This window comes from Trabulsiella guamensis ATCC 49490 (assembly GCF_000734965.1).
GTDB lineage: Bacteria > Pseudomonadota > Gammaproteobacteria > Enterobacterales > Enterobacteriaceae > Trabulsiella > Trabulsiella guamensis.
Window position 1 is genome coordinate 1 of the sequence record NZ_JMTB01000037.1, and the last position, 24,939, is coordinate 24,939.

General features: G+C 52.6%; 28 protein-coding genes. 11 read left to right on the forward strand and 17 right to left on the reverse strand.

Annotated elements, in window-relative coordinates; genetic code table 11:
• The coding region (gene trpA, locus GTGU_RS03730; RefSeq protein WP_038154325.1) for a tryptophan synthase subunit alpha at window positions 1-575 on the forward strand (575 nt) is incomplete at its 5' end.
• Window positions 576-753: 178 nt separating this feature from the next.
• On the opposite strand, the gene GTGU_RS03735 is transcribed toward trpA, so the two are convergent.
• Both GTGU_RS03735 and ompW read right to left on the reverse strand, forming a co-directional pair.
• On the reverse strand, window positions 754-951 hold the full coding sequence (locus GTGU_RS03735) for a hypothetical protein (RefSeq protein ID WP_038154327.1): 198 nt from the start codon (window positions 949-951) through the stop codon (window positions 754-756).
• 422 nt (window positions 952-1,373) lie between these two features.
• Window positions 1,374-2,012: an outer membrane protein OmpW gene (gene ompW, locus GTGU_RS03740; RefSeq protein ID WP_038154328.1), complete on the reverse strand. Its 639-nt coding sequence runs from the start codon at window positions 2,010-2,012 to the stop codon at window positions 1,374-1,376.
• A 278-nt stretch (window positions 2,013-2,290) separates the two neighbouring features.
• Between ompW and GTGU_RS03745 the strand changes: the two genes are divergently transcribed.
• The 4 genes from GTGU_RS03745 to yciA are packed head-to-tail and all read left to right on the forward strand — an operon-like array spanning window position 2,291 to window position 4,450.
• A complete protein-coding gene (locus tag GTGU_RS03745; protein WP_038154329.1) occupies window positions 2,291-2,695 on the forward strand; it encodes a YkgJ family cysteine cluster protein in 405 nt (134 codons plus the stop codon).
• Window positions 2,696-2,720: 25 nt separating this feature from the next.
• Window positions 2,721-3,464: a YciC family protein gene (locus tag GTGU_RS03750; protein WP_038154331.1), complete on the forward strand. Its 744-nt coding sequence runs from the start codon at window positions 2,721-2,723 to the stop codon at window positions 3,462-3,464.
• Window positions 3,465-3,515: 51 nt separating this feature from the next.
• A complete protein-coding gene (locus GTGU_RS03755) occupies window positions 3,516-4,052 on the forward strand; it encodes a septation protein A (protein WP_038154332.1) in 537 nt (178 codons plus the stop codon).
• On the forward strand, window positions 4,052-4,450 hold the full coding sequence (yciA, locus tag GTGU_RS03760; protein ID WP_038154335.1) for an acyl-CoA thioester hydrolase YciA: 399 nt from the start codon (window positions 4,052-4,054) through the stop codon (window positions 4,448-4,450). Before GTGU_RS03755 ends, yciA begins: the two co-directional genes overlap by 1 nt.
• A gap of 35 nt (window positions 4,451-4,485) precedes the next feature.
• On the opposite strand, the gene GTGU_RS03765 is transcribed toward yciA, so the two are convergent.
• Window positions 4,486-5,028, reverse strand: a complete 543-nt coding sequence (locus GTGU_RS03765) for a YniB family protein (protein WP_038154345.1) — start codon at window positions 5,026-5,028, stop codon at window positions 4,486-4,488.
• Window positions 5,029-5,194: 166 nt separating this feature from the next.
• On the opposite strand from GTGU_RS03765, the gene hxpB reads away from it, so the two are divergent.
• The 3 genes from hxpB to GTGU_RS03780 all read left to right on the forward strand — a co-directional run bounded on the left by hxpB (window position 5,195) and on the right by GTGU_RS03780 (window position 8,113).
• On the forward strand, window positions 5,195-5,863 hold the full coding sequence (hxpB, locus tag GTGU_RS03770; RefSeq protein WP_038154346.1) for a hexitol phosphatase HxpB: 669 nt from the start codon (window positions 5,195-5,197) through the stop codon (window positions 5,861-5,863).
• A 136-nt stretch (window positions 5,864-5,999) separates the two neighbouring features.
• Window positions 6,000-6,590, forward strand: coding sequence for a metal-dependent hydrolase (locus GTGU_RS03775; protein WP_038154348.1), 591 nt, complete (start codon window positions 6,000-6,002; stop codon window positions 6,588-6,590).
• 131 nt (window positions 6,591-6,721) lie between these two features.
• Window positions 6,722-8,113, forward strand: coding sequence for an L-cystine transporter (locus GTGU_RS03780; RefSeq protein ID WP_038154349.1), 1,392 nt, complete (start codon window positions 6,722-6,724; stop codon window positions 8,111-8,113).
• Between the two features lie 58 nt (window positions 8,114-8,171).
• Here the strand turns inward: GTGU_RS03780 and cedA are convergent, their stop codons facing one another.
• A complete protein-coding gene (gene cedA, locus GTGU_RS03785; protein WP_072011903.1) occupies window positions 8,172-8,429 on the reverse strand; it encodes a cell division activator CedA in 258 nt (85 codons plus the stop codon).
• A gap of 144 nt (window positions 8,430-8,573) precedes the next feature.
• Here cedA and katE point away from each other — a divergent pair, with 144 nt between their 5' ends.
• On the forward strand, window positions 8,574-10,832 hold the full coding sequence (gene katE / locus GTGU_RS03790) for a catalase HPII (protein ID WP_038154350.1): 2,259 nt from the start codon (window positions 8,574-8,576) through the stop codon (window positions 10,830-10,832).
• A gap of 52 nt (window positions 10,833-10,884) precedes the next feature.
• Here katE and chbG read toward each other — a convergent pair whose 3' ends face one another.
• The 7 genes from chbG to osmE form a co-directional block, all read right to left on the reverse strand.
• Window positions 10,885-11,643, reverse strand: a complete 759-nt coding sequence (gene chbG / locus GTGU_RS03795) for a chitin disaccharide deacetylase (protein ID WP_038154351.1) — start codon at window positions 11,641-11,643, stop codon at window positions 10,885-10,887.
• Window positions 11,644-11,654: 11 nt separating this feature from the next.
• Window positions 11,655-13,001: a 6-phospho-beta-glucosidase gene (locus GTGU_RS03800; RefSeq protein WP_038154352.1), complete on the reverse strand. Its 1,347-nt coding sequence runs from the start codon at window positions 12,999-13,001 to the stop codon at window positions 11,655-11,657.
• Between the two features lie 106 nt (window positions 13,002-13,107).
• Window positions 13,108-13,947 carry a transcriptional regulator ChbR gene (gene chbR / locus GTGU_RS03805; protein WP_072011904.1) on the reverse strand — a complete coding sequence of 280 codons (840 nt, stop codon included), beginning with the start codon at window positions 13,945-13,947 and terminating at the stop codon, window positions 13,108-13,110.
• A gap of 16 nt (window positions 13,948-13,963) precedes the next feature.
• Window positions 13,964-14,311, reverse strand: a complete 348-nt coding sequence (gene chbA / locus GTGU_RS03810; protein ID WP_038154355.1) for a PTS N,N'-diacetylchitobiose transporter subunit IIA — start codon at window positions 14,309-14,311, stop codon at window positions 13,964-13,966.
• A 54-nt stretch (window positions 14,312-14,365) separates the two neighbouring features.
• Complete coding sequence (gene chbC / locus GTGU_RS03815; RefSeq protein WP_038154356.1) at window positions 14,366-15,724, reverse strand: PTS N,N'-diacetylchitobiose transporter subunit IIC; 1,359 nt, start codon at window positions 15,722-15,724, stop codon at window positions 14,366-14,368.
• 80 nt (window positions 15,725-15,804) lie between these two features.
• On the reverse strand, window positions 15,805-16,125 hold the full coding sequence (gene chbB, locus GTGU_RS03820) for a PTS N,N'-diacetylchitobiose transporter subunit IIB (protein ID WP_038154358.1): 321 nt from the start codon (window positions 16,123-16,125) through the stop codon (window positions 15,805-15,807).
• A gap of 301 nt (window positions 16,126-16,426) precedes the next feature.
• Window positions 16,427-16,765: an osmotically-inducible lipoprotein OsmE gene (osmE, locus tag GTGU_RS03825; RefSeq protein ID WP_038154359.1), complete on the reverse strand. Its 339-nt coding sequence runs from the start codon at window positions 16,763-16,765 to the stop codon at window positions 16,427-16,429.
• A gap of 221 nt (window positions 16,766-16,986) precedes the next feature.
• Between osmE and nadE the strand changes: the two genes are divergently transcribed.
• Window positions 16,987-17,814, forward strand: a complete 828-nt coding sequence (gene nadE, locus GTGU_RS03830; RefSeq protein WP_038154361.1) for an ammonia-dependent NAD(+) synthetase — start codon at window positions 16,987-16,989, stop codon at window positions 17,812-17,814.
• Window positions 17,815-17,836: 22 nt separating this feature from the next.
• Here nadE and ves read toward each other — a convergent pair whose 3' ends face one another.
• Together ves and spy are read right to left on the reverse strand one after the other, a co-directional pair.
• Window positions 17,837-18,412 carry an environmental stress-induced protein Ves gene (gene ves, locus GTGU_RS03835; RefSeq protein WP_038154362.1) on the reverse strand — a complete coding sequence of 192 codons (576 nt, stop codon included), beginning with the start codon at window positions 18,410-18,412 and terminating at the stop codon, window positions 17,837-17,839.
• A gap of 203 nt (window positions 18,413-18,615) precedes the next feature.
• On the reverse strand, window positions 18,616-19,107 hold the full coding sequence (spy, locus tag GTGU_RS03840) for an ATP-independent periplasmic protein-refolding chaperone Spy (RefSeq protein WP_038154363.1): 492 nt from the start codon (window positions 19,105-19,107) through the stop codon (window positions 18,616-18,618).
• 374 nt (window positions 19,108-19,481) lie between these two features.
• Here spy and GTGU_RS23930 point away from each other — a divergent pair, with 374 nt between their 5' ends.
• Window positions 19,482-20,093, forward strand: a complete 612-nt coding sequence (locus GTGU_RS23930) for a helix-turn-helix domain-containing protein (RefSeq protein WP_051857289.1) — start codon at window positions 19,482-19,484, stop codon at window positions 20,091-20,093.
• A gap of 1 nt (window position 20,094) precedes the next feature.
• On the opposite strand, the gene lpfE is transcribed toward GTGU_RS23930, so the two are convergent.
• The 4 genes from lpfE to GTGU_RS03865 are packed head-to-tail and all read right to left on the reverse strand — an operon-like array spanning window position 20,095 to window position 24,914.
• Window positions 20,095-20,616, reverse strand: a complete 522-nt coding sequence (lpfE, locus tag GTGU_RS03850; RefSeq protein ID WP_038154365.1) for a long polar fimbrial protein LpfE — start codon at window positions 20,614-20,616, stop codon at window positions 20,095-20,097.
• Window positions 20,617-20,618: 2 nt separating this feature from the next.
• Window positions 20,619-21,662, reverse strand: coding sequence for a fimbrial protein (locus tag GTGU_RS03855; protein WP_169741158.1), 1,044 nt, complete (start codon window positions 21,660-21,662; stop codon window positions 20,619-20,621).
• A gap of 13 nt (window positions 21,663-21,675) precedes the next feature.
• Window positions 21,676-24,204, reverse strand: coding sequence for a fimbria/pilus outer membrane usher protein (locus GTGU_RS03860; protein WP_038154367.1), 2,529 nt, complete (start codon window positions 24,202-24,204; stop codon window positions 21,676-21,678).
• Window positions 24,205-24,227: 23 nt separating this feature from the next.
• Entirely contained in the window at window positions 24,228-24,914 is a 687-nt protein-coding gene (locus GTGU_RS03865) for a fimbria/pilus periplasmic chaperone (protein WP_038154368.1), read from the reverse strand.
• Window positions 24,915-24,939: the final 25 nt, after the last annotated feature.

The window sequence follows — 24,939 nt, forward strand, 5'->3', positions numbered from 1 at the left end:
CGCAATGTTTTGAACTGCTTGCGGCGATCCGTCAGAAGCATCCGACCATCCCGATTGGCCTGCTGATGTACGCGAATCTGGTTTTTAACCGGGGTATTGATTCGTTTTACGCCGAGTGCGCCCGCGTGGGGGTCGATTCAGTGCTGGTGGCCGACGTGCCGGTGGAGGAGTCCGCCGAGTTTCGCCAGGCGGCGATGCGTCACAACATTGCGCCGATTTTCATCTGCCCACCGAATGCGGATGACGATTTGCTGCGCCAGATTGCCTCCTTCGGTCGCGGTTATACCTACCTGCTGTCGCGCGCGGGCGTGACGGGTGCAGAGAATCGCGCCGCGTTACCGCTGCATCATCTGGTGGAAAAACTCACAGAATACCACGCCGCCCCGCCGTTGCAGGGGTTTGGGATTTCGTCGCCGGATCAGGTCTCCGCCGCCCTTGGTGCGGGTGCTGCCGGCGCTATTTCCGGTTCGGCGATAGTGAAAATCATTGAGAAGAACGTCGACAATCATCCGGCGATGCTGGATGAGCTGAAAACGTTTGTACGGGGCATGAAAGCTGCCACCGTGCAGGCGTGATGACGGTAACATGAGTGATGTAATCACCCGCAATAACGTTGGGGTTGATATCTTAGATGAGAAATATTATCTTTCTCATCACTGAATAGTTGAGCGAATCACTCAGGTATTCAGTACGACATTGCTCACATTGCTTCCAGTATGACTTGCCCGCACATCGTGCGGGCTTTTTTTTGTCTCAGAACGTCTCGAGGTCGAGATAATCTCGTTCGTAATAAATGACACTCGCCAGCTCATCGTGGCGAGTGTTGAGCGCCAGGATGTACTGTCCGCGATCTTTCGCCGGGATATTCCTGCAAATCAGGGTATGCAGCAGTTCCAGTTTTGCAATGCAGTTGCAGGATGCAATTCTGCTCAGAAGCATAGATTCAGCCATAGTGATTCATCAAACCTTTTTATTTGTTTTTCCGGCGTCATGTCGCCTGATAGTCCCTTCCGTCGGGAAAACTAACGTAGCGCAGCGCATAACGAATCAATAGTGATATGATTTTATATCGCTCTATTTTTTCTTATCCATATGAATTAGTTAAAAAAACGAAGCCGCCGATGCCAAATCCTTTCCTTGATTTAAGATTAAATAAGGGTGCCAGAGTCTGGCATCGCGTCAGGGTGCGTCGTTTAATAACGTTAATCTAATGTTGTGTCATTAACATGAAGGCAATGCTCATCACGTCAAAAACGTAACAGAATTGATCCTGAGAGGAAGGCGGGATGTACAATATGTTTTCTTGCTGATAATAAAAAAACAACAACTGGCCGCGAGCGACCAGTTGCTGAGAGAGATGTTGCTGAAGGAGATTAGAAGCGGTAACCCGCAGAGAACATAAATACCCACGGATCCAGACGCGTGCTGACGGTCTGATTCACGCCACCGGCTTTAAACTTCACGTCAGTGTCGATGTCCATATACCAGACGGACATGTTCAACAGCCAGTCGCGGTTGATGAGGTAATCAAGCCCCACCTGACCCGCAGCACCCCAGGAGTTGTCCAGACTCAGGTCGCTCAACCCGGCGCCTTTACCCGTGTCGTTGAATTTTTCATCAAAGAACATGGTGTAGTTAATCCCCGCACCTACATACGGACGCCACTTGCTGCTGGCATCACCAAAGTACCACTGCGCCATCAGGGTTGGCGGCAGATGATGCACTGTCGCGATAGTGCCGGTCGGACCGGTACCCACTTTATGGCGGAACGGCGTTGCAGCCAGTAATTCAATACCGATGTTTTCCGTTGCCATATACGTGAAGGTTAAACCCAGTTGGGTATTATTGTTAACGTTGAACCCGCCAAGCGCGCCGAGAACGTTATCCGAACCTTCCGTTGGTCGGACTGTTGCACTACCTGCGCGAATAAAGAACTCCCCCTCTTCATGCGCCCATGCCCCGCCCGCAGAAAGTGTGCTTAAAACCAGTGCCGCCACAGCTAATTTCTTCATATCCTTACCCTCGTTATGGTTTTACCTGCGCGGCAAATATACTCATATTTGGGTAGGTGTGATCCAACACAGATCACATTAAATGCTAAAATTTAACATTCATTGATCCAGGTTAATTTTTAGAAACACCATTTGATAATTGAAATCCTATCTATATCAATTTTAAGATTTTCTTGCTGACGCTGATCTTATTTTTTTATCGACCGCTTGCGGCAGCAATCGTCGCGGCATACCTTAGCCAGGACAATCTTTCATGATGCGTTTTTTTCAGGTGAGTTATGAGCGAGTTGAATCCGTGCATGACATGCGGTGCCTGTTGTGCGTATTTTCGTGTCTCTTTTTACTGGGCTGAAGCCGACGATGCGGGCGGCTGCGTCCCCACATCCCTGACGGAACCCCTGACCCCTTTTCTGCGCTGCATGAAGGGCACTAACAACCGGCAGAGCCGCTGCGTCGCGCTGTCAGGTGAAATCGGCGACAGCGTTAGTTGTTCTGTGTATGAAAACCGGCCTTCACCGTGCCGTGAATTTGCGATGTCCGGTGAAAACGGTGAAGAGAATGACGCCTGTAACCGCGCGCGTGCCCGTTACGGCTTACCCCCTCTTTACAAAGATATGCCTTTCCATACAGGTCTTGATACTGCCACGCTAGCCTCTTCTGAGTTACAATCACCGCCTGATTAACACCTGCAATACTCAAGGAGAGTGCATGTCTATCACGGCGAAGTCCGTTTACCGTGACACGGGTAATTTTTTTCGTAATCAGTTCGTTACGATTTTACTGATTGCATTGTTGTGCGCATTTATCACGGTAGTGCTTGGCCATGCGTTTTCACCGAGTGAAGAGCAGCTTGCTATCCTTCGTGAAGGCGACAACCTTGAGGGCAGCGTCGGCCTGTTCGAACTGGTGCAAAACATGACGCCGGAGCAACAGCGGGTTCTGTTGCGCGCGTCGGCGGCGTCGACCTTTTCCGGGCTGGTGGGGAATGCGATTCTGGCCGGCGGCGTGATGTTGCTGATTCAGCTTATTACCGCCGGACATCGTGTCAGTGCACTTCGTGCCATTGGCGCCAGTGCGCCAGTGTTACCAAAGTTGTTCCTGTTGATTTTAATCACCACCTTTTTTGTCCAGATAGGCGTGATGCTGGTGGTGGTACCGGGTGTGCTGATGGCCATTGTGCTGGCCTTTGCGCCGGTCATGCTGGTGCAGGATAAGCTGGGCATCATGTCCTCAATGCGTAACAGCATTCGTCTGGCATGGGGAAATATGCGCCTTGTGGCACCTGCGGTGATCGCCTGGTTGTTGGCGAAAACCGTGCTGCTGCTATTTGCCGCAGACTTTGCCGTTCTGACGCCGTATGTCGGTGCCGTGGTGGTGAATACATTAAGCAACCTGATTTCTGCAGTGTTGCTTGTCTATTTGTTCCGCCTGTATATGCTGATCCGCAACTAAACTTATTGCAGGCCCGGGCTCCGGGCCATGACTGAATAACGGAACCGATGTATGAAGCAGTTTCTGGATTTTTTACCGTTAGTCGTATTTTTTGCCTTCTACAAAATGTACGACATCTATGCCGCCACTACGGCGTTGATCATCGCCACGGCAGTGGTGCTGATTTACAGCTGGGTACGCTTTCGTAAAATCGAAAAAATGGCCCTCGTCACCTTTGTGCTGGTAGCGGTGTTCGGCGGACTGACGCTGTTCTTCCATAATGATGAATTTATAAAATGGAAAGTGACGGTGATTTACGCCCTGTTCGCGGGTGCGTTGTTAATCAGCCAGTGGATAATGAAAAAACCGCTGATCCAGCGCATGCTGGGGAAAGAGATCAGTCTGCCAGAGGCTGTATGGTCCCGCCTTAACATCGCCTGGGCGGTGTTCTTTATCCTTTGCGGGCTGGCGAATATTTATATCGCGTTCTGGCTGCCGCAGAACATCTGGGTAAACTTCAAAGTCTTCGGCCTGACCGCACTGACGCTGGTATTTACGTTGCTGAGCGGTGTCTACATCTACCGTCATATGCCACAGGATGAGCAATAATGACCGATATCGTTAACGCTCCGCAGGGCGAACTCGTTCTGCGCACCCTGGCGATGCCTTCTGACACTAACGCGAATGGCGATATCTTTGGCGGCTGGTTAATGTCGCAAATGGACATCGGCGGCGCAATCATGGCCAAAGAAATCGCCCATGGTCGCGTAGTCACGGTCAGAGTCGACGGCATGACCTTTTTACGCCCTGTCGCGGTGGGTGACGTGGTGTGCTGCTACGCCCGCTGCGTCAAACGCGGCAACACCTCGATCAACATCAATATTGAAGTGTGGGTGAAGAAAGTATCGTCCGAACCGATAGGCCAGCGTTATAAAGCCACGGAAGCTTTATTCATTTATGTGGCCGTCGATAACGACGGAAAACCGCGTCCGTTACCGACGCTATAAACCTTTACTGGCCGCACTCTGCGGCCAGTCTCTCTTCAGATAAAGCCCAGCAACGAAAAGAAGAGATAGCCGACGACTATGATAATCACCGGCATGATGTACAGCGGAAAGAACTGCATAAACAGCGTGTGATGCGGTACAACAATGCGGGATTCGATCTGCTCGCGCGTTAACCCTTCCGGCCCTTTCGCCTTTTCCAGTATCAGTTGATCCTCAACCCCTTCGCGGATGAATTTCGCCTGACGACTCATACGCGCGCCAGACGCCTGCATCGCCAGCCCGACAAATATCAGCGCGAAGATAATCCAGAACAGGATATTGAGACTGTTTTTAAAATCCGGTACCGGTGAGTTGTACCAGAAGACATTCAGAAACGGGGTGTTAACGCGAATCATATCAATCATGATCATGACATGGGCGAAATCCAGCATCACAGCATCGATACCGGTCTGTTTATCACTGTGATCGTACATAAATTTTAAAACGGAGATCAGCGTGGAAACCACTGCCGGGATGAAAATCACCCATCCCATGATGCGTTTGAGTACAGCGATACGTCCAGCTTGTTGATACGTCATGACTTCCCCTTGTAAAAATCCTGCTCCAGTCTGGCAAATCGAATCGTCCTCGTATTACAGCTGTTAAGTCTACCTGTAGCTGCAATTTTTCGCCCGATCTTTCAGGGGAAATACGCTACCATGAAGACACTTTATTCTTCCCGATAACTCTACAGGAGACGTGGTTATGTCGACCCCGCGACAAATACTTGCCGCTATTTTTGATATGGATGGACTGCTGATTGATTCTGAACCTTTGTGGGATCGCGCTGAGCTGGAGGTCATGGCAAGTTTGGGTGTGGACATCACGCGTCGCAACGAACTGCCGGACACGCTGGGTCTGCGTATCGATATGGTTGTGGATTTATGGTACGCCCAGCAGCCGTGGGTGGGGCCGGATCGCGCAGAAGTGACGAATCGCATTATCAACCGCGCCATTTCACTGGTCGAAGAAGAGCGCCCTCTGTTGCCAGGCGTGCGTGAAGCCGTCGCACTGTGTAAAGCACAGGGGCTGAAGGTGGGCCTCGCCTCCGCCTCACCGCTGCATATGCTGGAAAAAGTGCTCATCATGTTTGATCTGCGCGAACAGTTTGATGCGCTGGCGTCAGCAGAAGCGCTGCCCTACAGCAAGCCCCATCCGCAGGTCTACATCGATTGTGCAGCGAAGCTGGGCGTTGATCCTCTCTGCTGCGTCGCGCTGGAAGACTCCGTTAATGGCATGATTGCCAGTAAAGCGGCACGCATGCGCTCAATCGTGGTGCCAGATAGCGAACATTTCCAGGACCCTCGCTATATCCTCGCTGACGTCAAACTGAGCAGCCTGCAGCAACTGACAGTTCAGCACTTACGTGGTTAATCGCCCTGCGGGCAGCGTTTTGTTGCCCGCACCTCGCTTTCTGCGTGGATTGTGACAAAGAGTTACAACGTCACCACTTCCGGATACTGTATAAAAACCCTATACTGGATGAATTGACAGTTTACCGGGTTTGACCATGACGGCGGAAGGCCACCTGCTCTTTTCTATTGCCAGTGCGGTATTTGCCAAAAATGCTGCGCTGACCCCTGTGCTGGCGCAGGGCGACTGGTGGCATATTATTCCGTCTGCGGTCCTGACCTGTCTGTTGCCGGACATTGATCATCCCAAATCATTTCTCGGCCAGCGTCTGCGCTGGATCTCAAAACCTGTCGCCCGCGCCTTCGGTCACCGCGGGTTTACCCACAGCCTGCTCGCAGTCTTCGCTGCACTAACCCTCTTCTATCTGAAAGTGCCGGAAAGCTGGATTGTCCCGGCGGATGCGCTACAGGGGATGGTGCTGGGTTATCTCAGCCATATTGTCGCCGACATGATCACCCCGGCGGGCGTGCCACTACTGTGGCCTTGCCGCTGGCGCTTTCGCCTGCCAATCCTGGTGCCGCAGAAAGGCAATCAGCTTGAGCGAGTGCTGTGCATGGCATTCTTTGCCTGGGCGGTCTGGATGCCGCAGTCGCTACCGGAGAATAGCGCGGTTCGCTGGTCTTCCGGGGTGATTAACGCCCTGCAAATCCATTTTGATCGATTTATAAACCACCAGAGTGGGCAATAAATAGTCAAAAATTTCACTTTTGACATATTCCATTCCATTTGGATATAAGCGGCCTGTGACACTTCTGTTACTCTTGCGCCAACAGAGTCGGCCTCTGTAAGCCGGCCATTAACGTGATTCAGGAGAACGGGATGAACTTTCCATTAGTCGCGAACATTATCGTGTTCGTGGTTTTGCTGTTTGCGCTGGCGCAAACCCGCCATAAACAGTGGAGCCTGGCAAAAAAAGTTTTAGTCGGTTTAGTGATCGGCGTGGTCTTTGGTCTCGCACTGCAACTGCTCTACGGTTCCGACAGCGCCGTACTGAAAGACTCCATTCAGTGGTTTAACATCGTCGGTAACGGCTATGTTCAACTGCTGCAAATGATTGTAATGCCGCTGGTCTTCGCCTCAATTCTGAGCGCCGTAGCCCGTCTGCATAACGCTTCTCAGTTGGGTAAAATCAGCTTCCTGACCATCGGCACGCTGCTGTTTACCACGCTGATTGCCGCGCTGGTCGGCGTGCTCGTGACCAACCTGTTCGGTCTGACCGCAGAAGGACTGGTACAGGGCAGCGCGGAAACCGCGCGTTTGAACGCCATTCAGAGCAACTATGTCGGCAAACTGGCCGATCTGACCGTGCCGCAGTTGCTGCTCTCTTTCGTACCGAAAAACCCGTTTGCTGATCTGACCGGTGCCAGCCCGACCTCGATCATCAGCCTGGTGATCTTCTCCGCGTTCCTCGGCGTTGCGGCACTGAAGTTGCTGAAAGATGACGACGTAAAAGGCAAACGTGTTCTGACGGCTATCGACACCCTTCAGGGCTGGGTGATGAAGCTGGTGCGCCTGGTGATGCAACTGACGCCGTACGGCGTACTGGCGCTGATGACCAAAGTCGTTGCCGGCTCCAACCTGCAGGACATCATCAAGCTGGGCAGCTTTGTGATCGCTTCGTATCTGGGTCTGGGTATTATGTTTGTCATTCACGGTATTTTGCTGGGCGTCAACGGCGTCAGCCCGCTCAAATATTTCCGTAAAGTCTGGCCGGTGCTGACCTTTGCCTTCACCAGCCGCTCCAGCGCCGCGTCTATCCCGCTGAACGTGGAAGCGCAGACACGTCGTCTGGGCGTGCCGGAGTCAATCGCCAGCTTCTCTGCCTCGTTTGGCGCGACCATCGGTCAGAATGGCTGTGCAGGGCTTTACCCGGCGATGCTGGCGGTAATGGTGGCACCAACGGTCGGGATTAACCCGCTGGATCCGCTGTGGATTGCGACACTGGTCGGCATTGTTACCGTCAGCTCTGCCGGGGTTGCCGGCGTTGGTGGTGGCGCCACATTTGCGGCACTGATCGTCCTGCCGGCGATGGGCCTGCCCGTTACACTGGTCGCGCTGCTGATTTCTGTAGAACCGCTGATCGATATGGGTCGTACGGCGCTGAACGTCAGCGGCTCTATGACTGCCGGTACACTGACCAGCCAGTGGCTGCGTCAAACGGATAAAACCATCCTCGACAATGAAGATGACGCCGAGCTGGCGCATCGCTAAAAACAAAAAAATCGCCTGCGGGCGATTTTTTTTTCATCAGAAATAACTGAAAACGTCTTTACGTCTCATCCATCTCACCTTCCTGTCGCATCTGCAATGCCCAACGCTGCGCCGCTTCCGGTCCGCTGAACGCCTGCGAGCGACGAAAGCTGTCACCCATCATCACAAAGGCAACGTATTTCCCCCGTAAAAGCCAGACATCACGGAACCCGTCAACTTTCAGAGCATGGTCGGGCGGTGCGGGTTCTACGCGTGGTACGTAGCTAATAATGCGTCGGTTTTGCTGGCGAAACGGTTTCATCATTGACGAATTCATAATGCAGATACGGCATACATAAACCTTTATGATAGCCGATCCTTCCCCGCTTCGTAAGGAGAGCCCGCGCGTTTGTTCTATAGTTAGAAGGGTTTTGGTGCAACAGCGACCAATTTTCAGCAATGGAAACAGGAGACGAGTGCAATGTCACAGAACGACAAAAACCCTCATCAACATACTTCACCGGTGCATGATTCCAGTGAATCCCGCCCGGGTCTCGATTCGCTGGCGCCGGAGGATGGATCGCATCGCCCTTCCCCGCAACCGAGCGCGCCCGGTGAGCAACCTACCACCTCAGGCAGCCTGAAGGCGCCGGATACCCGCAACAAGAAGCTGGACTCCCTTGAACCGTTTCGCAAAGGCAGCGAAAACTTTCCGCTGACCACGAATCAGGGTGTACGCATTGCGGACGACCAGAATTCGCTGCGTGCAGGCTCCCGCGGACCGACGCTGCTGGAAGACTTTATCCTGCGGGAGAAAATCACCCATTTTGACCATGAACGCATCCCGGAACGCATCGTTCACGCCCGTGGTTCCGCCGCGCACGGCTACTTTCAGCCCTACAAAAGTCTCGCGGATATCACAAAGGCCGATTTCCTCTCTGATCCGGATAAGATCACCCCGGTCTTCGTTCGCTTCTCAACGGTGCAGGGCGGCGCGGGTTCGGCTGACACCGTGCGCGATATTCGTGGTTTTGCCACCAAGTTCTATACCGAAGAAGGTATTTTTGATTTAGTTGGCAACAACACGCCCATCTTTTTTATTCAGGATGCGCTAAAGTTTCCCGACTTTGTCCACGCGGTGAAACCGGAGCCGCACTGGGCGCTGCCACAAGGGCAAAGCGCCCATGACACTTTCTGGGATTATGTCTCGCTACAACCCGAAACGCTGCATAACGTGATGTGGGCGATGTCTGACCGTGGCATCCCGCGTAGCTATCGCACCATGGAAGGTTTCGGCATTCACACCTTCCGCATGGTCAACGCCGCAGGGAAAGCCACTTTTGTGCGTTTCCACTGGAAACCGGTCGCCGGGAAAGCCTCACTGCTGTGGGATGAATCGCAAAAACTCACTGGCCGTGACCCGGATTTCCACCGTCGTGAGCTATGGGAAGCTATTGAAGCCGGGGATTACCCGGAATATGAGCTGGGGTTACAGTTGATCCCGGAAGAGGACGAATTCAAATTTGATTTCGACCTGCTCGACCCGACCAAGCTCATTCCGGAAGCGCTGGTCCCCGTGCAGCTGGTGGGGAAAATGGTGCTCAACCGCAACCCGGACAATTTCTTTTCCGAAAACGAACAGGCGGCGTTCCACCCGGGCCACATCGTTCCCGGACTGGATTTCACCAACGATCCGCTGTTACAAGGGCGTCTCTTCTCGTACACCGATACGCAAATCAGCCGTCTCGGTGGGCCAAACTTCCATGAGATCCCCATCAACCGTCCAACCTGCCCGTATCATAATTACCAGCGTGACGGTATGCACCGGATGGACATCGAGACCAATCCGGCGAACTATGAGCCGAACTCAATCAACGACAACTGGCCGCGCGAAACTCCGCCGGGGCCAAAACGCGGCGGTTTTGAGACGTATCAGGAACGCGTGGACGGGCATAAAATCCGCGAGCGCAGCCCGTCGTTTGGCGAATACTATTCTCACCCGCGTCTGTTCTGGAACAGCCAGACACCACAGGAGCAGGAACATATCGTCGGCGGGTTCAGCTTTGAATTGAGCAAAGTCGGTCGTCCGTATATCCGCGAGCGTGTGGTGGATCAACTGGCGCACATTGACCTGACGCTGGCGCAGGCAGTAGCGGACAATCTGGGCATCACCCTCACCGATGAACAGCAGCGCATTATGCCGCCGCCGGACGTCAGTGGTGTTAATAAAGATCCAACGCTGAGTCTGTATGCCATTCCGGGCGGGACGGTGAAAGGACGCGTGGTGGCGGTGCTGCTCAACGACAGTGTCGCCTCCGCGGACGTACTGACGCTCCTGACCGGGCTGAAAGCCGCAGGCGTTCACGCGAAACTGCTATACGCACGAATGGGCGAAGTGACGGCGGATGACGGTTCAACGCTACCCGTCGCAGCGACGTTTGCCGGTTCCCCTTCCCTGACCGTAGATGCGGTCATCGTTCCGGGTGGCGATATTGACAGCATTCGCAATAACGGCGATGCGCAGTATTACCTGCTGGAAGCCTATAAGCACCTGAAACCCATCGTGCTGGTGGGTGATGCGCGGCAGTTTAAGGAGATACTGAACGTCAGTGCGCAGGGCGAGGAAGGGATTGTTGAAGGCGATGCTTTGTCCACACAAACAGTGGATGACCTGTTGACGCTAATGGCAGCGCACCGGGTATGGTCGCGTGAAGGTAAAATTCCGTACATTCCGGCGTAAAAGACGTCCGGCGTAAAAAATGCCCGGCACGCGTAATGCGTCCGGGCCGGTATTACACGTCCCGGTAGGTGCCGGGGCGATAACCTTTTTCACTTACCGCCTGCTTCAGCGAATCAGACGTCAGCACGTCCAGCTCAGCCAGCCGCGGATAGCAATAGGCGCTGCCCATAATGGTATTGTCGACAAATGCCGGGTGGCACATCACCTCAAGCGAGTGTTCGCCACTGGCAACGGATTTTTCCAGCGTTTGCAGAAATAACGCTTCGCTGATCGCATCGCCATAAAATTCGCTGGTGAAACCGTCGCTGCCGCGAATACCGTCGGTATCGAGCTGATACAAGGCAGCCAGTTGCCGGTCAATGCGCATCGCCACGCCCTTCGCTTTCGCATACGCCGCCACGATCGGGAAAATCTGTGGGATCATATGCACGTGATGATGGCTGTCGAGATGTGTCGGCTCATAACCAAACAGGTCAACAAACCGGTGATACTGACAGTCCAGCTCACGGGCAATTTCTTCCAGCGGCAGCGTGTCGACTTCCGCCATCTCCCAGATCCATTTTCCCAGCTTTCCGTCGCGGGTCAGCGACGGCATCGGCGACAGTGGCTGGCCGAGCGTTAACACAAAGTGCATCCCGACCGCCAGCTCAGGCAGAGAACGGCTCAACTGCGCGGCATGTTCAATTGCCGCGCCATTCACCAGTGCGGTGGTTGAGGTGACAATACCGTGTTTGCAGGCCTCGACGATCCCATAGTTCTGGCCTTTGCTGAGGCCAAAATCATCGGCATTGACGATTAAAACACGTTCCATCTGCGCTCCCTTTACTGCTTTAATTTTTCGATAGTGGTCGCAAAGTTCGGCAGCCACTTCTCATGGGCGAGGATCAGTTCTCGCGCCAGGACTTCTGCGTCGCGGTCAGAGTGAATCAGCGGACTCAGGTTGAGCGCCAGCAACACATCGTTAAACTCACCGCTGAGCGCCGCCTGGCTCGCCGCCACTTCAAAGCCCTTGATGGTGTAAATCAGGCCCAGCACTTTCTCATCAAAGTGAGTAATGCGGGCATGCGGTTTTGCGCCATCGCGACCGAGGATCGCGGTCATTTCTACCGCCCAGTCAGCCGGAATGTTATCGATATGACCGTGATGCGGAATGTTGACGTAATGCTCGGTCTGCTTGTCGTTGTAAATCGCGTTGATCACTTCGCAGGCAGCGTCAGAGTAATAGGCTCCGCCGCGCAGCTCCAGCTCCTTCGGTTTGACGTTAAGGTCAGGATCTTTATACAGCTCAAACAACTGTTTCTCGACCTTCTTCACCACCTGCGCACGGGCGCCGCCTTTGTAGTACTCACCCATTTCAATCGCCAGCATCTCTTTCTGCTTGAAGTAGTACAGCAGGTACGAACATGGCAGCAGATTCAGCGAGCGGATAAGCCCTTCACTGAATGGCAAATCAAAGATGTTTTTCACCGAGTTCGCCGTCAGCTTGCCGGAAGCAACGCCGTCCAGCAGTTCGGCAAAGCGTGACTTACCATTCACCAGCACATCGCGCAGGAACACCATATGGTTGAGGCCGAACAGGTCGAGCGACAGGTCGTCTTTTTCGGTCAGCTTCAGCACGTCGGTAACAAACATCTTCATGCCAACCGGAATGTTGCAGACGCCGATAAAACGTTTGAAGTTGGTGTGACGATAAACGGCTTCCGTGACCATACCAGCGGGGTTGGTGAAGTTGATCACCCACGCGTCCGGGCAGATTTCCTGAACATCTTTAATGATGTCGAAAATTACCGGAATGGTACGTAATCCTTTAAAAAGACCCGCTGCGCCGTTGGTTTCCTGGCCGAGATAACCATGGCTTAAAGGGATACGCTCATCTTTCTCACGCGCATCAAGCTGACCGACACGTAATTGCGTGGTAACGAAATCCGCCCCTTCCAGCGCCTGGCGGCGATCCAGCGTTTTGTATACTTTCATCGGTACACCCGCTTTCTCAACCATTCGCTGACATAAGGCATGAATGATATCGAGTTTTTCCTGACCGTCTTCCACATCAACCAGCCACAATTCGCTGACCGGCAGTTCGTGATAACGTTTCAGGAAACCCTCAAGTAATTCTGGAGTATAGCTGCTGCCACCACCAATCGTGACGACCTTCAATTTCTGACTCATAACTTTCTCCCTAATGATTCTCCGGGCTGAGCGTAGCCGACTCTCCACGCTGAGCACGGACAGGTAAATTCAGTAATCAATTACTGCGGAAATAGTCCGCAAAGCGTTAATTTATTACGGTAAGCTGCCGACGGTAATTGCTGGGCGTTAATGAAGTCAGTTTCTTGAACGTCTTAATAAAAAGACTGGGGCTGCTGTAACCTGACTCATAAGCAATATCCGTTACCGAGTAGTTGGTAATCTCAAGTTGTTTTTTGGCGAAGTTAATGCGGATGTCGTTAATAATCTGCATCGGCGTTTTACCATAATAGCGCTGGGTTGCCCGGGTTAAATATTCCTGCGATTTCCCCGAAAGGCTGACCATGATTTCCAGCGCGTTTTCGCCAAACTTAAGTTTATCGTGCATCTCCTCAACGGTGGTTTTTAACCACTGAGGTGTAACGTCCTGAACCGGCTCTTCGCGATAATGCCGTAAACGGTTAATTACATAAAAAGAGACCAGTTCAATAAATTCATCAAATTCCGTTTCACGGAAATTTAATGAGGCGACTACCGATTCGATATAGCTGAGAAAGGTATTTTTAACAGAATACAACTGCGATGCGACCAGGACAGAAGGCAACAGAGGCTGGTAATGCGTTTCAAAGAAACGCTTGCTGATCCCGACATTGAGAATCCGCGTGGCACCAAAGTCGTAAAAGCTCTGGTGGTACGAGCCCATCGGGATGAACACAAAATCCCCGCGCTCCAGCAATACTCGTTTGCCATTGATCTCCTGATAATAGCGACCGGTTAACACTATGGTGAATTCATAGTAGTCATGCTGATGCAAACCGCCGGCACTCTCTGTCTTGTTGTAGATAACGACGTGAAAATTCTTACCGTTGAAAAGCTGCTGTTCTCTGGCGGTACTGATTTCCATGGTCATCATCTTCGGTTGCCTCATCGTCGTTGATTACCTGTTATTGTACCTTCTCGTGCAGTTCAATCAATTCAGCAACCAGCTCACGCGCCAGCATTGACGTCATAAGATGATCCTGCGCATGAACCAGCACCAGGCTGACCTTCATTTTGCCTTCGCCTTCGTCGCTCTCAATCAGTTGCGTCTGTACGCGATGGGCTTCGCTGAGCGCAATACGAGACTGTTCCATCGTCGCTTTCGCGGCCTCAAAATCGCCCTGCTTTGCCTGCCTCAGGGCGGTGTACGCGAGACTGCGCGCCTGTCCTGAGTTAATAATAAGCCCCATCACCACCTCTTCGAGGTCATTTTCCGGGGTTTCAGCGTCCGTGATGTGATCCAAATCCAGCATATCTTTTCCCTCTTTGACTGGCGGTGTGGGAGGACTCCCCCACACCGCGCGACATCAGAATTTCAGTGCTTCAGCGATATCTTCTTCGCTCTCTTCTTCGTCAATGACCGTTTGTGCTTTGTTAGCGACCGTCACGAACGGAAGGTAAACCAGAACCGAGACACCCAGGTTGAACAGCGCGACAAACAATGCTGCAATACTACCGTTACTGTTGAAGAACGCCCCGAGGCCAGTCGGCATCGTCCACGGTGCCAGGTTGGTGACCGGTGGAATAATACCCATCGAATAGGCAGCAAGAGTGATTGCGGCCAGAATCGGTTGAATCAGGACGAACGGAATGAACATCACCGGGTTCATGATGATCGGCAGACCAAACAGAATCGGTTCGTTAATCTGGAAGATGCCTGACGGCAGCGCCAGCTTAGCGACCTGACGATGGTCCGCGCGGCGGGAACCGATGAAGATAGCGATAATCAGACCCAGTGTCGCCCCGGAACCACCCAGCAGGATGTAGGAGTCGAGCATTGGTTTCGCCCAGAAGTGGAACTGCTTACCAGCAGCGATAGCCGCATCAACAGAACCGTACTGGTTGTACAGCGCGATGTTTTCCAGCGCCCACGGGGTCATGATGCCGTTGTCCAGTGCGGTCAGCGCCAGAGAACCATGCACGCCGAAGAACCACAACAGCGAGTTGAACACCACATAAGCCCAGCCAACCACGCTACCCATCGACGCAAGCGGCGTAGAGATGGAGTCCATGATGATCTGGTGGAAGTTGGTCTGCCAGTGCGTCAGCGCCCAGGAGATGATCCCGAAAATGGAGAGGATCAGGAAGCCGGGAATTAACGCCGAGAACGAGCGCGAGACCGACGCCGGTACGCTGTCCGGCAGGGTAATCACCCAGTTACGGCGGATAACAAAAGTAAACAGTTCCGCGACAACCAGGCCGATAATCATACCAGAAATAATATTCTGCCCACCCAGCCAGTTAGCACCCACGGCATAGGCTTCACCTACGCTGTACGGTGTGACGGTCATAAAGGCGGCGACAGATAATAAACCTGCGGCTAAAGGATCAACTTTTCGCTCTTCCGCTAACGCCATGCCAATAAAAAAAGGCGCCATCAGCGACATAATACCTAATGTACCGTTGTACACATTGCCGCCGATGGCTTTGAAACTATTTAAAGTTTCAATGGTTTCGGGATCTAAGCGAACACCCAGGGAGAAAAAAAATGAACCTTCGCCAAAACTCAGAAAGACGTTATTAATCAGTACAAACATTGCCCCTGCGAGGGTTAACGGCATTAATTTAATAAAGCCGTTTTTAATCGCATTAACGTGAGGCTGCTTTCCAATTTTGACTGCAAAAGGAAGGAGTACCTTTTCAAGCGAACCGATGACTCTACTCATAGAAAAATACCCTTAAAAGCCGCAATCAATATTACGGCGCATGTGTGTGAAATTACTCTTTGACGGGAAAAATAATAAAATTATTGCGCTGCAGCTTTTTTAATTGCGGCGACAGCGGCTTTAAGTACACCTAAACCATCTACTTTGCCGTACAGAATTGAATCGATCACTTCTACCGGCTTATTCGGAAGCAAGCGTTGAATTTCGGGTAACATATAAGCAATCTGGGGGCCAAGTAATACCACGTCGGCCTGCGGTCCTTTTTCCCCAGCCAGGGTTTCTGGGAAAGCATCAATAATAACCGGTACTTCGTATTTTTCTGCCTGAGCACGCATTTTAGAGACCAGTAGCGATGTCGACATGCCCGCAGAACAAAACAGATAAATGTGTTTCTTTTCCATAGACGCCTCCTCAACTTATTTTTCTATCTTCTTTCTGCTTCCGACAGCCAGGACGGTTTCCATTCCCCTGCCGGCCGGTGTTTTTGTAACCGTTTGGTTACCTGATTTGATGAGATGAGTATACGCCAACGCACCAGGGGTGGATAATCCCTGTTTAGTAAAAATTGTCTCTGGTTGACCTCGGGTTATGACTACCTTCACACTTCAGTCAAATAATTCGCGAAAAGAAATAAGATTTGGTGATCAAAAAAGCCCGTCCGCGAGGACAGGCTTTCGTAGGGTTCATGCAAACTTCGGATAGCTATTTATTGACCTGCGGATCAGTGTCGTACTCTGCACAAGTCTGATAGCCAGAGTTGATCACGCGTCCGGTATCATCAAGCGCGACGAAGTAGGTCTCAGCTTTACCTTCTCGTTGACCCAGGATATATGTCTGGCACGTACCGCGTGCGTGGATCATTGAGACCTCAGATGACGGTTGACCCGCGATCTGCTGAACCTGTGCGCGCGTCATCCCTTTCTTCACATCTTTGACCACGGGCTGTGTGAACTGGTCTTTCGTTCGATCGTAGGCAGTACAACCTGCCAGCATTGTGAATACTGCCGCTGCACCTAACATTCCTGCGATTTTTGTGTTCATATTCCGTCCTCTTGTTTATCAGCGTGTTATAAGCCTGGAATAGATCAGACGATTTTTCAACTTAGCATGTACATTGAAATAACTTTCGGAACATTCTAGTGAAAAAAAAATAAGCTGCTGAATCGCGCCCTTTTGCAGCAATCAAAACTGTGATCCTTGTCGTTTTCCTGGCAACGCGTTAGCTTTAACGCATCACGTTTATTCATTTATGGAGGTGTTACATGACGTTACAACACGAGATTATTCGTACACTTGGCGCGAAGCCGCACATTGACCCTGACGCCGAAATCCGCCGCAGCGTGGATTTTCTGAAAGACTACCTGAAAACCTATTCGTTCCTGAACACGCTGGTGCTGGGGATCAGCGGTGGCCAGGACTCCACTCTCACCGGCAAACTCTGTCAGATGGCCATCAGCGAACTGCGCGAGGAAACCGGTAATTCCGCGCTGCAGTTTATCGCTGTACGTCTGCCCTTCGGTGTTCAGGCTGACGAGCAGGACTGCCAGGATGCCATCGATTTCATTAAGCCCGACCGCGTGCTGACCGTTAACATCAAAGGCGCGGTGCTGGCGAGTGAACAGGCGCTGCGCGAAGCAGGAATTGAGCTGAGCGATTTTGTGCGCGGCAACGAAAAAGCCCGCGAGCGAATGAAAGCGCAGTACAGCATTGCGGGGATGACCAAAGGGGTGGTGGTGGGCACCGACCATGCTGCTGAAGCGGTCACTGGCTTCTTCACCAAATATGGCGATGGTGGTACCGACATTAATCCAATCTACCGTCTGAATAAACGCCAGGGAAAACAGCTGCTGGCCGTGCTGGGGTGCCCTGAGCATCTCTATAAGAAAGCGCCGACCGCCGATCTCGAAGACGACAGACCTTCCCTGCCTGACGAAGCGGCGCTGGGTGTGACCTACGCAAATATCGATGACTATCTTGAGGGCAAAAAACTCGATGACAGCATCGCGAAAATCATCGAAGGCTGGTACACCCGCACCGAGCACAAGCGCCGCCCGCCGATCACCGTGTTTGACGATTTCTGGAAAAAATAGTCCTGCAGGGCGGCATTATGCATCAGGCTGATGCCGCCAGCGCCTGACCCGCCAGCCAGGTAATCTCCCCATACAACAACCGCCCTTCCGGTTTCAACAGCCGCAGCGTATGGGGACCATCCTGCCAGTACGCGCCCTGATCAACAGTCAACAGTTTGTCGCCCAACTGCCATGCGCCGCTCAGGACAAACACCACGCCACCATTGGGCGCAAAGGTGGTAAAGGTTCTGTCTGCCACCCGTACCTGGGCACGGCACTGGTCCCGCCGGGTCATGACATTAAAATCCATTGACATCTTGCCGTCGGATAACTGCGCGTAGACCGGCTGTTCACCGGCAAAATAGAAGGGTTCGAAATGGCTCAACGTATGCTGAAATGCCGTGCCGCCATCAAGCATCACCTCGCCGCCTTCCAGCAGCGTAATGACCCGATCCACGCCAGGGAAGAGAGAAAAATCGCCGTTGCTGGCGATAGAAGCGATGCTGGCACGCCAGCTAAAATCACGTGTTCCGGGCGGGAAGCAGCACAGTTCACGGGTCTCGCCACCGCCATTACGCCACAAACTGACGGGCATTTTGCGGATATCAAAGTATTCCATTGCGACTCCTGAACGACGCAGACGCGTCGGAAGGCTCAAGGTAAGCAGCCGTTTTATGGTTATTTTTCCGGTCAGAAAACTACTATCGGCATACCGGATGTATACCTTAGCGTCGCGCTGAAAAAAAGAAAACCGCCGGGCCTGCCCACTGCCCATAAGGCGCAGAGTGGGCAAGACCGGCGGTCTTGAGTCCGGATGCTGAGTTATTCAGCAGGTACTGGCATTTTACCGTCTGGAGCGCGACGTTCTGTCAGACGCTTCTCAAAATTGGCATTAAAGGTCTTTTTCTGTTCCGGTGTCAGAATGTTGTAGATTTTGTTCTGCGTTTCCATGTGAGAGAGCATCATCGCTTTGCGCTGCTCTGCCATCTTGTCAATCTGCGCCTCCGCTTTGGCTTTATCGAAGCTGTCGCTGGCAATCAGGTTATGCATCTCACGACGGTCATCGAGGGATGGACGTTTCATGTTGTCGCGCTGGCTTTTCATGATGTCACGGATCTGCTGTTTTTGCGCGTCCGTCAGGTTCAGCCCCTGGAACATCATGTCATGATGCATACCCGGCTTACCTTTATGGTGCATCATCATTTTGCCGTCCTGCTGCGCGGCCGGTGCAGTGGTGGTATCGGCGGCGTGTGCCAGATTAGCCGCACCCAGAGCCAGAGCAGAGGTAACAAACAGAGCAGTCATCTTCTTCATAGGTTATTCCTTACTTTCAGTTATTCTGACGGCGCGTTGCCGTGTTGACGTGATTAACTTTACGACCTTTAACGTCAATTAGTCAGAGTGTGCGTAAAACAATGAAAGGATAAAAAACAACTTTTCGTCAATTATGGAGGAAATAAGGAAGAATAATGAAGGAAGGAAAGAATTTATTTTATCCAAATGATTTTAAAGAAATTATGGAGAAAGCATACCTGCTTACCGAATAAAAGAAAAGCAGTTCTCCAGGATAATTCTGTTTTCTGGTTAACGATATCGCAAAAAAGATCCACCGTCCTTTTTTTATTTCCCCTGGCAAAAGCATCAACCTCCTTTATAATCACCTACATTCGTATTTGCTTGGTTAATACATGAAGCCCTCTGACCATATTCAGACACTGACCAGCGCGTTATCCTCCCCGGAAAACATTCGTACCGCCCGACCGCGGCAACTCATCTCGCTGCGACATATCCCGGAACCGATGGTCTGCCTGCTTCATGAAGGGATCGTCGGGATTTTCCGGGAGAGTGACCACCTGTTAGTTGCCCATTTGTATGCTCCGTTTGTGCTGGGGTTCGCTCTGTCAGAAACCACCCGCCAGCCGCAGATCTACCTCAAAACGCGTAATACAGTGCGCTACGAGATGATTCCTCGTCTACAGGCATTGACCCTGTTTGATGAAAAACAGTTGTGGAAGAGCGTCGCCTGCGTACAGGGCTTCATGACCACCGAGCTGTTCCGCCAGCCGGCCAGTTATGTCGGGCAATCAAGTTATCAGCTGATTCGCCAGACACTGTTGGCGTTTATGCAGGAAGATGAGCTGTTGCGTCATAATATGACTGCGCTGGAATATCTACAGGAACGCACTCTGCTTTCACGCAGCGGAATTCAGCGCATCCTGAGCGAGCTGAAAAAAGGCGACTACATCGCACTGGACAACGGCAAGCTACTGGCAATTCACCGCCTCCCTGAGCGTTTTTAAGCTACTCGTACTCCACGGAAAAATTCACCAGCGCGTTCGCCGCTCCACTTTTTACCGGCACGTGCGTCACGACATAGCTGGCAGTCCAGGCGAGCGAAACTGCGCCTTCTGCCGGAGTAATGGCAAAATTATGACTCGTTGCATCAGTGCTTTTCGGCTTTTGCACCTTACCGCTGGTATCAACAATCTTCAGCGCCACCCCGTCGGCACCGCCATTATCGAGCGCAAAGAGATCGGGGTTATCTGCATCTGCCGCCCCATCCATCGTTACACGAGCGGTAACCACATCGCCGCAATGCTCCAGTCCGAGAGTAAACGGGACGCTGTTTAATGCGTCGCCAACGTTTTGCCCGCGGGCGAGCAACACCTCGCCCATCTCCACGCTGAAATCGCTTTGCACCAGTTCACAGGTTCCCTGGCGGATCGACAGCGAAAAATGAATATCGCCAGGCGAACCGATATCGGTTTTCGCCTGCGACAGCAATGGCAGACAACATAAACCCGTCAGAAATAGACGCCTCATGATTATTCTATCTCCACCCGCAACGAAGCAATGCCCTGATAATCACCGGATGACGGACGTTTACCGGTGGTGCTGATGGGCCACGCGTGCATGTTGAACATTGCGCTGCGGCTGCCACTGGCGTCCTGGGAACCCAGCGCAAGCGGCTCTTCACTGTTAACGTCATTTGGGATCAGCACTTTCTCGCTGGTGTCGCCAGAAATTTGCACACCAATATCTGGGTTGCCCATATCAATCGCGGTGGCGTTGTTGGGATTGACAGTCCCTTCAATATGCACCCACGCACGGACGCCATCAGAAACGTTATGGCAACGCAGTACCAGTTGCTCTTTTACGATTTGCACATTCTGCGGTTTGCTTCCGGCAGGCACTTCGAAATCACGCGCGTCATACTCCCCCAACGGAATATTCACGACTGACCCTCCATCAATCTCACACCCCTGATCCACTTCAACCGTACCGCTGAGCAGGACGCGCACAATCGGCGTCGTCGAATAGACGCCTGCTTTTTTACTGGCATACAATGCTGCTATTTCCACTTCTGGAATGGTAGAGGTACCGACAAACGGATGCGCGATATACAGTGACACGCTACCCTTGGTACCTGTCCACGCACTATGCGTCCCACCTTTGACTTCACATTCACCTGACGACACTGTTTTATTCGACAGATCGCTGAATGGCGTGATGACACTTCCCTGGTTATAGACATCAATGCTGGTACGCACCTCAAGGTTATCATTCACCTGGTACCAGTTCGCCGCATGCCCTGCCGGGAGATTAACCGTCGCCTTATAGTAGGACACCGGTGGATTGGACATATTATCGGGACATTCGCAGATAATGGTGTACGTCTGACCGTTGTCCCAGTGAAAAAAATTATCAAATTCATGCCCGGAATAATTCTGCGACGGATCAGTAATCGTTTTATTAAAAGAAGAGGGAAACTGATGGACTGTATCGGATTCACATGGCCCCCAGTCGTCCGCCGCGTGCGCCGGTGTGCCGCTTAATGCCAGCCATAAGCCACTGACTAATAATCCCATGATGATTTTCATATTATTCACTCTGACAGGTCGCAGACAGTGCAATCACCGCGCTGCGAAGTTGTGATTGTGGAAGCTGGTACTCCGCCACGCAGCGTTCATCACGCCCTTTTCCCCAGCTTACGTCGACGCGTCCTTTATCCGGCAGACCGCTGATATACAGCTCTCCGTCTTCCGCCACCATGCCGGTGGTGGGGGTTTTCGCATGGTCATCCACCAGCGACGCTGTGGCACCAAACGGTACTGCACCGTTCCCCGGACGGGTTAACGTCAATAGCGCGCGATAGCCAACATGAGTATCGAAACCAGCCCGCACTACCGCACCGCGCGTCGGGACGACCAGCAGAAAGGCATCGTTCAGGTCCACCTGATTATTAAGCGTTTCGCTGCGCAGCGAGACCTCAGTCTCCCGGTACGGCGTCAACTGCGGCACGACCGCGTTGCCAAAATGGTCAACAGTCACACCGCTGTTATTGGTGACGCTGCTGCCATACGCTCCCGGCGCGTTGACCAGCGCCATCGTCTCGCCGAGTGGCTGCGACAGCGTGACGCCGCCGCTGTGCATAATCACCCCGCCGCGCAGGCTGTAGTTAAGCTGGCGGGAATCCGCACTGTAGTTATAACCAACATTGATATTCCCTCGACCGCCCTGATAGTTCAGCGAAGCGCTGCCATTGTTGCCTTGCCCGTCGCTGCCATAGCCCTCGGTTACGCTGTAATCAAGGTTATGATCGTCCAGAAGCGTACCATTGAGGCTCATCTGCGAAACCGTGCGTTGGTCCTGATCGCGGGTGGTGTGGAAGCTGGTCCATGCCGATCCAATGGGCAAGCTGATGTTCAGCGACCATAAACGGTCAGTGGTATCGTCATCAGGGTTGCGGTTTGCCGACCAGGCCAGCGACCAGGTGGCGCGCCCGATATGACCGTTATAGCCGGTCGAAAACGTCAGGCTTTCATCATCGTCCTGCCAGTATTTCTGATCCGTGGCATTGATGTACCACGAGCCCCACGTCGCCAGTTGCTGCGTCATATTGATCTGCAACTGGCTGCGGCGATGATAATGACCGTAATCGCTTTCAGCCTCGCTGCGACTGTCAGTGGCTTCCTGAAAGGTGTAAAAACCCGGCGTGGAATAGCGGTAGCCGGAAACGTTAAAACTGGTGCCGGTCGCGGCAAAACTTTTGGCATATAACAGCCGCCAGGCGTAACCGCTGGATTCGATATCGTCCGCCGCCTGACTGGTGGCGTGGGTGGCGTCCAATGATAGCGCGCCCCACTCGCCCATATTTTTGCCAATGCCCAGCGCCTGCGCATTGTAACCCTCGCCGACCAGTATGCCGCCATAGGCGGTCATTCCGGCGGGCAAGCCGTAAATCGCCGTCGCCTCCATCAGTTGCGGCGAAGCGCTCTGATAGTTACCAGCCTGATAACGTCCAGCGGTGAGGCTGTATTTGAGCTGGCCTTCGCGCTGCATAATGGCGACCGCTGCATACGGCTGAATGAATTTTTGCTCGCTGCCGTCGCTCTCCTTCACAGTGACCGTCAGATCGCCGCTGTTCGAAGTTGGGTAGAGATCGTTAATCTCAAACTGGCCCGGCGACACAAAGCGGCGATAAATCACATAGCCGTTCTGTTCCACCACTACTTCAGCGTTGGTTTTGGCGATACCACGGATCACCGGCGCGAAACCGCGCTGACTGTCCGGTAACATTTGATCATCTGATGCGAGCACAACGCCGCGCACTGGCAGACTGTCAAAAATGTCGCCAGCGGTGGAGGTATCTCCCATCGTTAGTTGCGATTTGAGTGGGATCAGCGCCCGGGTCAGGTAAGTACCCATGCTGTCCCAGTGATTTTCACCGCTACCGCGCTGCCAGACACTGTTGTTGCGCAGTCGCCACGGACCGAGGTTTAAACCGCTGCGCAGGTTGAGATAGTCGCTGCGTTCGCTGCTGTCGTCGTTTCCATCTCCGCGTTCAAATTGATAGTGGCTCTGGCTGCCGCTGTAACTGTAATCAAACAGCAGTGCCGGAACGCCATTATCCCAGCGGTTTTCCGGCACTGTACCGCGTGCCGTCTGTTGCATTGCCGCCTGTGGGATGCTCAGCGACAGCTTCAGCGCACTGAAATCCAGCTCACTTTTAGCACCAGGGATAATCGTCCAGAACGGCACGCAGGCACCCGCAGGTAATTTCGCGATGTCGGCAAATGCCGCTGTGCGCACGCCCCATGCCTGCAACTGAGATTTGGTCAGGCAGGGCAACAGCGTTTGTCCCTGCTGCTGATCGCGGGCGGCAGTAAAGTTAAGCGTTTGCGAAGTCTGCTTTTGCTCATTGACATAGATATCAACCTGATATTTACCCGGGCGCTGAGCATCGTTTTGTTCGTAAACCGAGAGATCAAGATGCTGATCGATACCCTCCACGTTTTCGAGAAATTTCGGGTTGAACCTCGCGGCGGTTGCCGGTAGCACTAAAAACGTACTGCCCCCCACCAACGTGATCATCACCAGAATGGTGAGTGAATGTCGCGACGTCTCCATAATAGCAACCCACAGGCTCCGATTCAGCGCACCGGCTGCGTCATCTGCGCACCGGCTGCGCCAAAGTCATTGATGATGCTGTACTGCACCTGGCTGAACGCCCCGGCATTCGCTGGTAATTTGACTGACAAATGCCCTTTCGCCGGTACCATCACCGGATCGTTAATCACTCTTCCGCCCACATTCAGATCATGAAAGGTCATCACATATGCCGACGGGTTATCGATGGCAAGCTGGTTGCCGCTATGGGAAAACGTCAGCGTTTTTGCTGCGCTGGCTGGATCCCCCTGCAACCCGGAGGGGCGATAAAAGAGTTTCAGGCGCGTGCGAACCGCAATTTGCAGCAGATTTTTTCCAGCGCTGTCTTCGCTGGCCGCCGGAATCGCTTTGACATTAACCCAGTACACCGATTCACGATCGGCAGGCAGTTGATTGTTAATATTGACGATCCGCAATGTGTTATTTTTATTCGGTTGCATCTGAAATAGCGGTGGCGTAATAATAAAAGGCGTTTTTTTATTACCGTTAATATCGTCGATCCATGACTGCACTAAAAAAACATCTTTCTGACTATGATTCTGTACTGTCAGTGATGCCTCTTTCTGCCCTTCCTGATATATCACCCGGGTGGCATTTAATGAAATACCACCCGCGAAACAGGCAGGCGCAAAAAGGCAGGCCGCGGCAAGCGCAGTTGAATTACGTAACATATTAACCTCAATGAAAGGCTGGCAG

Coding starts and splice junctions, on each gene's coding strand:
- GTGU_RS03735 (WP_038154327.1), bottom strand. CDS start 951: ATGGCTGAATCTATGCTTCTGAGCAGAATTGCATCCTGCAACTGCATT.
- ompW (WP_038154328.1), bottom strand. CDS start 2,012: ATGAAGAAATTAGCTGTGGCGGCACTGGTTTTAAGCACACTTTCTGCG.
- GTGU_RS03745 (WP_038154329.1), top strand. CDS start 2,291: ATGAGCGAGTTGAATCCGTGCATGACATGCGGTGCCTGTTGTGCGTAT.
- GTGU_RS03750 (WP_038154331.1), top strand. CDS start 2,721: ATGTCTATCACGGCGAAGTCCGTTTACCGTGACACGGGTAATTTTTTT.
- GTGU_RS03755 (WP_038154332.1), top strand. CDS start 3,516: ATGAAGCAGTTTCTGGATTTTTTACCGTTAGTCGTATTTTTTGCCTTC.
- yciA (WP_038154335.1), top strand. CDS start 4,052: ATGACCGATATCGTTAACGCTCCGCAGGGCGAACTCGTTCTGCGCACC.
- GTGU_RS03765 (WP_038154345.1), bottom strand. CDS start 5,028: ATGACGTATCAACAAGCTGGACGTATCGCTGTACTCAAACGCATCATG.
- hxpB (WP_038154346.1), top strand. CDS start 5,195: ATGTCGACCCCGCGACAAATACTTGCCGCTATTTTTGATATGGATGGA.
- GTGU_RS03775 (WP_038154348.1), top strand. CDS start 6,000: ATGACGGCGGAAGGCCACCTGCTCTTTTCTATTGCCAGTGCGGTATTT.
- GTGU_RS03780 (WP_038154349.1), top strand. CDS start 6,722: ATGAACTTTCCATTAGTCGCGAACATTATCGTGTTCGTGGTTTTGCTG.
- cedA (WP_072011903.1), bottom strand. CDS start 8,429: ATGAATTCGTCAATGATGAAACCGTTTCGCCAGCAAAACCGACGCATT.
- katE (WP_038154350.1), top strand. CDS start 8,574: ATGTCACAGAACGACAAAAACCCTCATCAACATACTTCACCGGTGCAT.
- chbG (WP_038154351.1), bottom strand. CDS start 11,643: ATGGAACGTGTTTTAATCGTCAATGCCGATGATTTTGGCCTCAGCAAA.
- GTGU_RS03800 (WP_038154352.1), bottom strand. CDS start 13,001: ATGAGTCAGAAATTGAAGGTCGTCACGATTGGTGGTGGCAGCAGCTAT.
- chbR (WP_072011904.1), bottom strand. CDS start 13,947: ATGAGGCAACCGAAGATGATGACCATGGAAATCAGTACCGCCAGAGAA.
- chbA (WP_038154355.1), bottom strand. CDS start 14,311: ATGCTGGATTTGGATCACATCACGGACGCTGAAACCCCGGAAAATGAC.
- chbC (WP_038154356.1), bottom strand. CDS start 15,724: ATGAGTAGAGTCATCGGTTCGCTTGAAAAGGTACTCCTTCCTTTTGCA.
- chbB (WP_038154358.1), bottom strand. CDS start 16,125: ATGGAAAAGAAACACATTTATCTGTTTTGTTCTGCGGGCATGTCGACA.
- osmE (WP_038154359.1), bottom strand. CDS start 16,765: ATGAACACAAAAATCGCAGGAATGTTAGGTGCAGCGGCAGTATTCACA.
- nadE (WP_038154361.1), top strand. CDS start 16,987: ATGACGTTACAACACGAGATTATTCGTACACTTGGCGCGAAGCCGCAC.
- ves (WP_038154362.1), bottom strand. CDS start 18,412: ATGGAATACTTTGATATCCGCAAAATGCCCGTCAGTTTGTGGCGTAAT.
- spy (WP_038154363.1), bottom strand. CDS start 19,107: ATGAAGAAGATGACTGCTCTGTTTGTTACCTCTGCTCTGGCTCTGGGT.
- GTGU_RS23930 (WP_051857289.1), top strand. CDS start 19,482: ATGAAGCCCTCTGACCATATTCAGACACTGACCAGCGCGTTATCCTCC.
- lpfE (WP_038154365.1), bottom strand. CDS start 20,616: ATGAGGCGTCTATTTCTGACGGGTTTATGTTGTCTGCCATTGCTGTCG.
- GTGU_RS03855 (WP_169741158.1), bottom strand. CDS start 21,662: ATGGGATTATTAGTCAGTGGCTTATGGCTGGCATTAAGCGGCACACCG.
- GTGU_RS03860 (WP_038154367.1), bottom strand. CDS start 24,204: ATGGAGACGTCGCGACATTCACTCACCATTCTGGTGATGATCACGTTG.
- GTGU_RS03865 (WP_038154368.1), bottom strand. CDS start 24,914: ATGTTACGTAATTCAACTGCGCTTGCCGCGGCCTGCCTTTTTGCGCCT.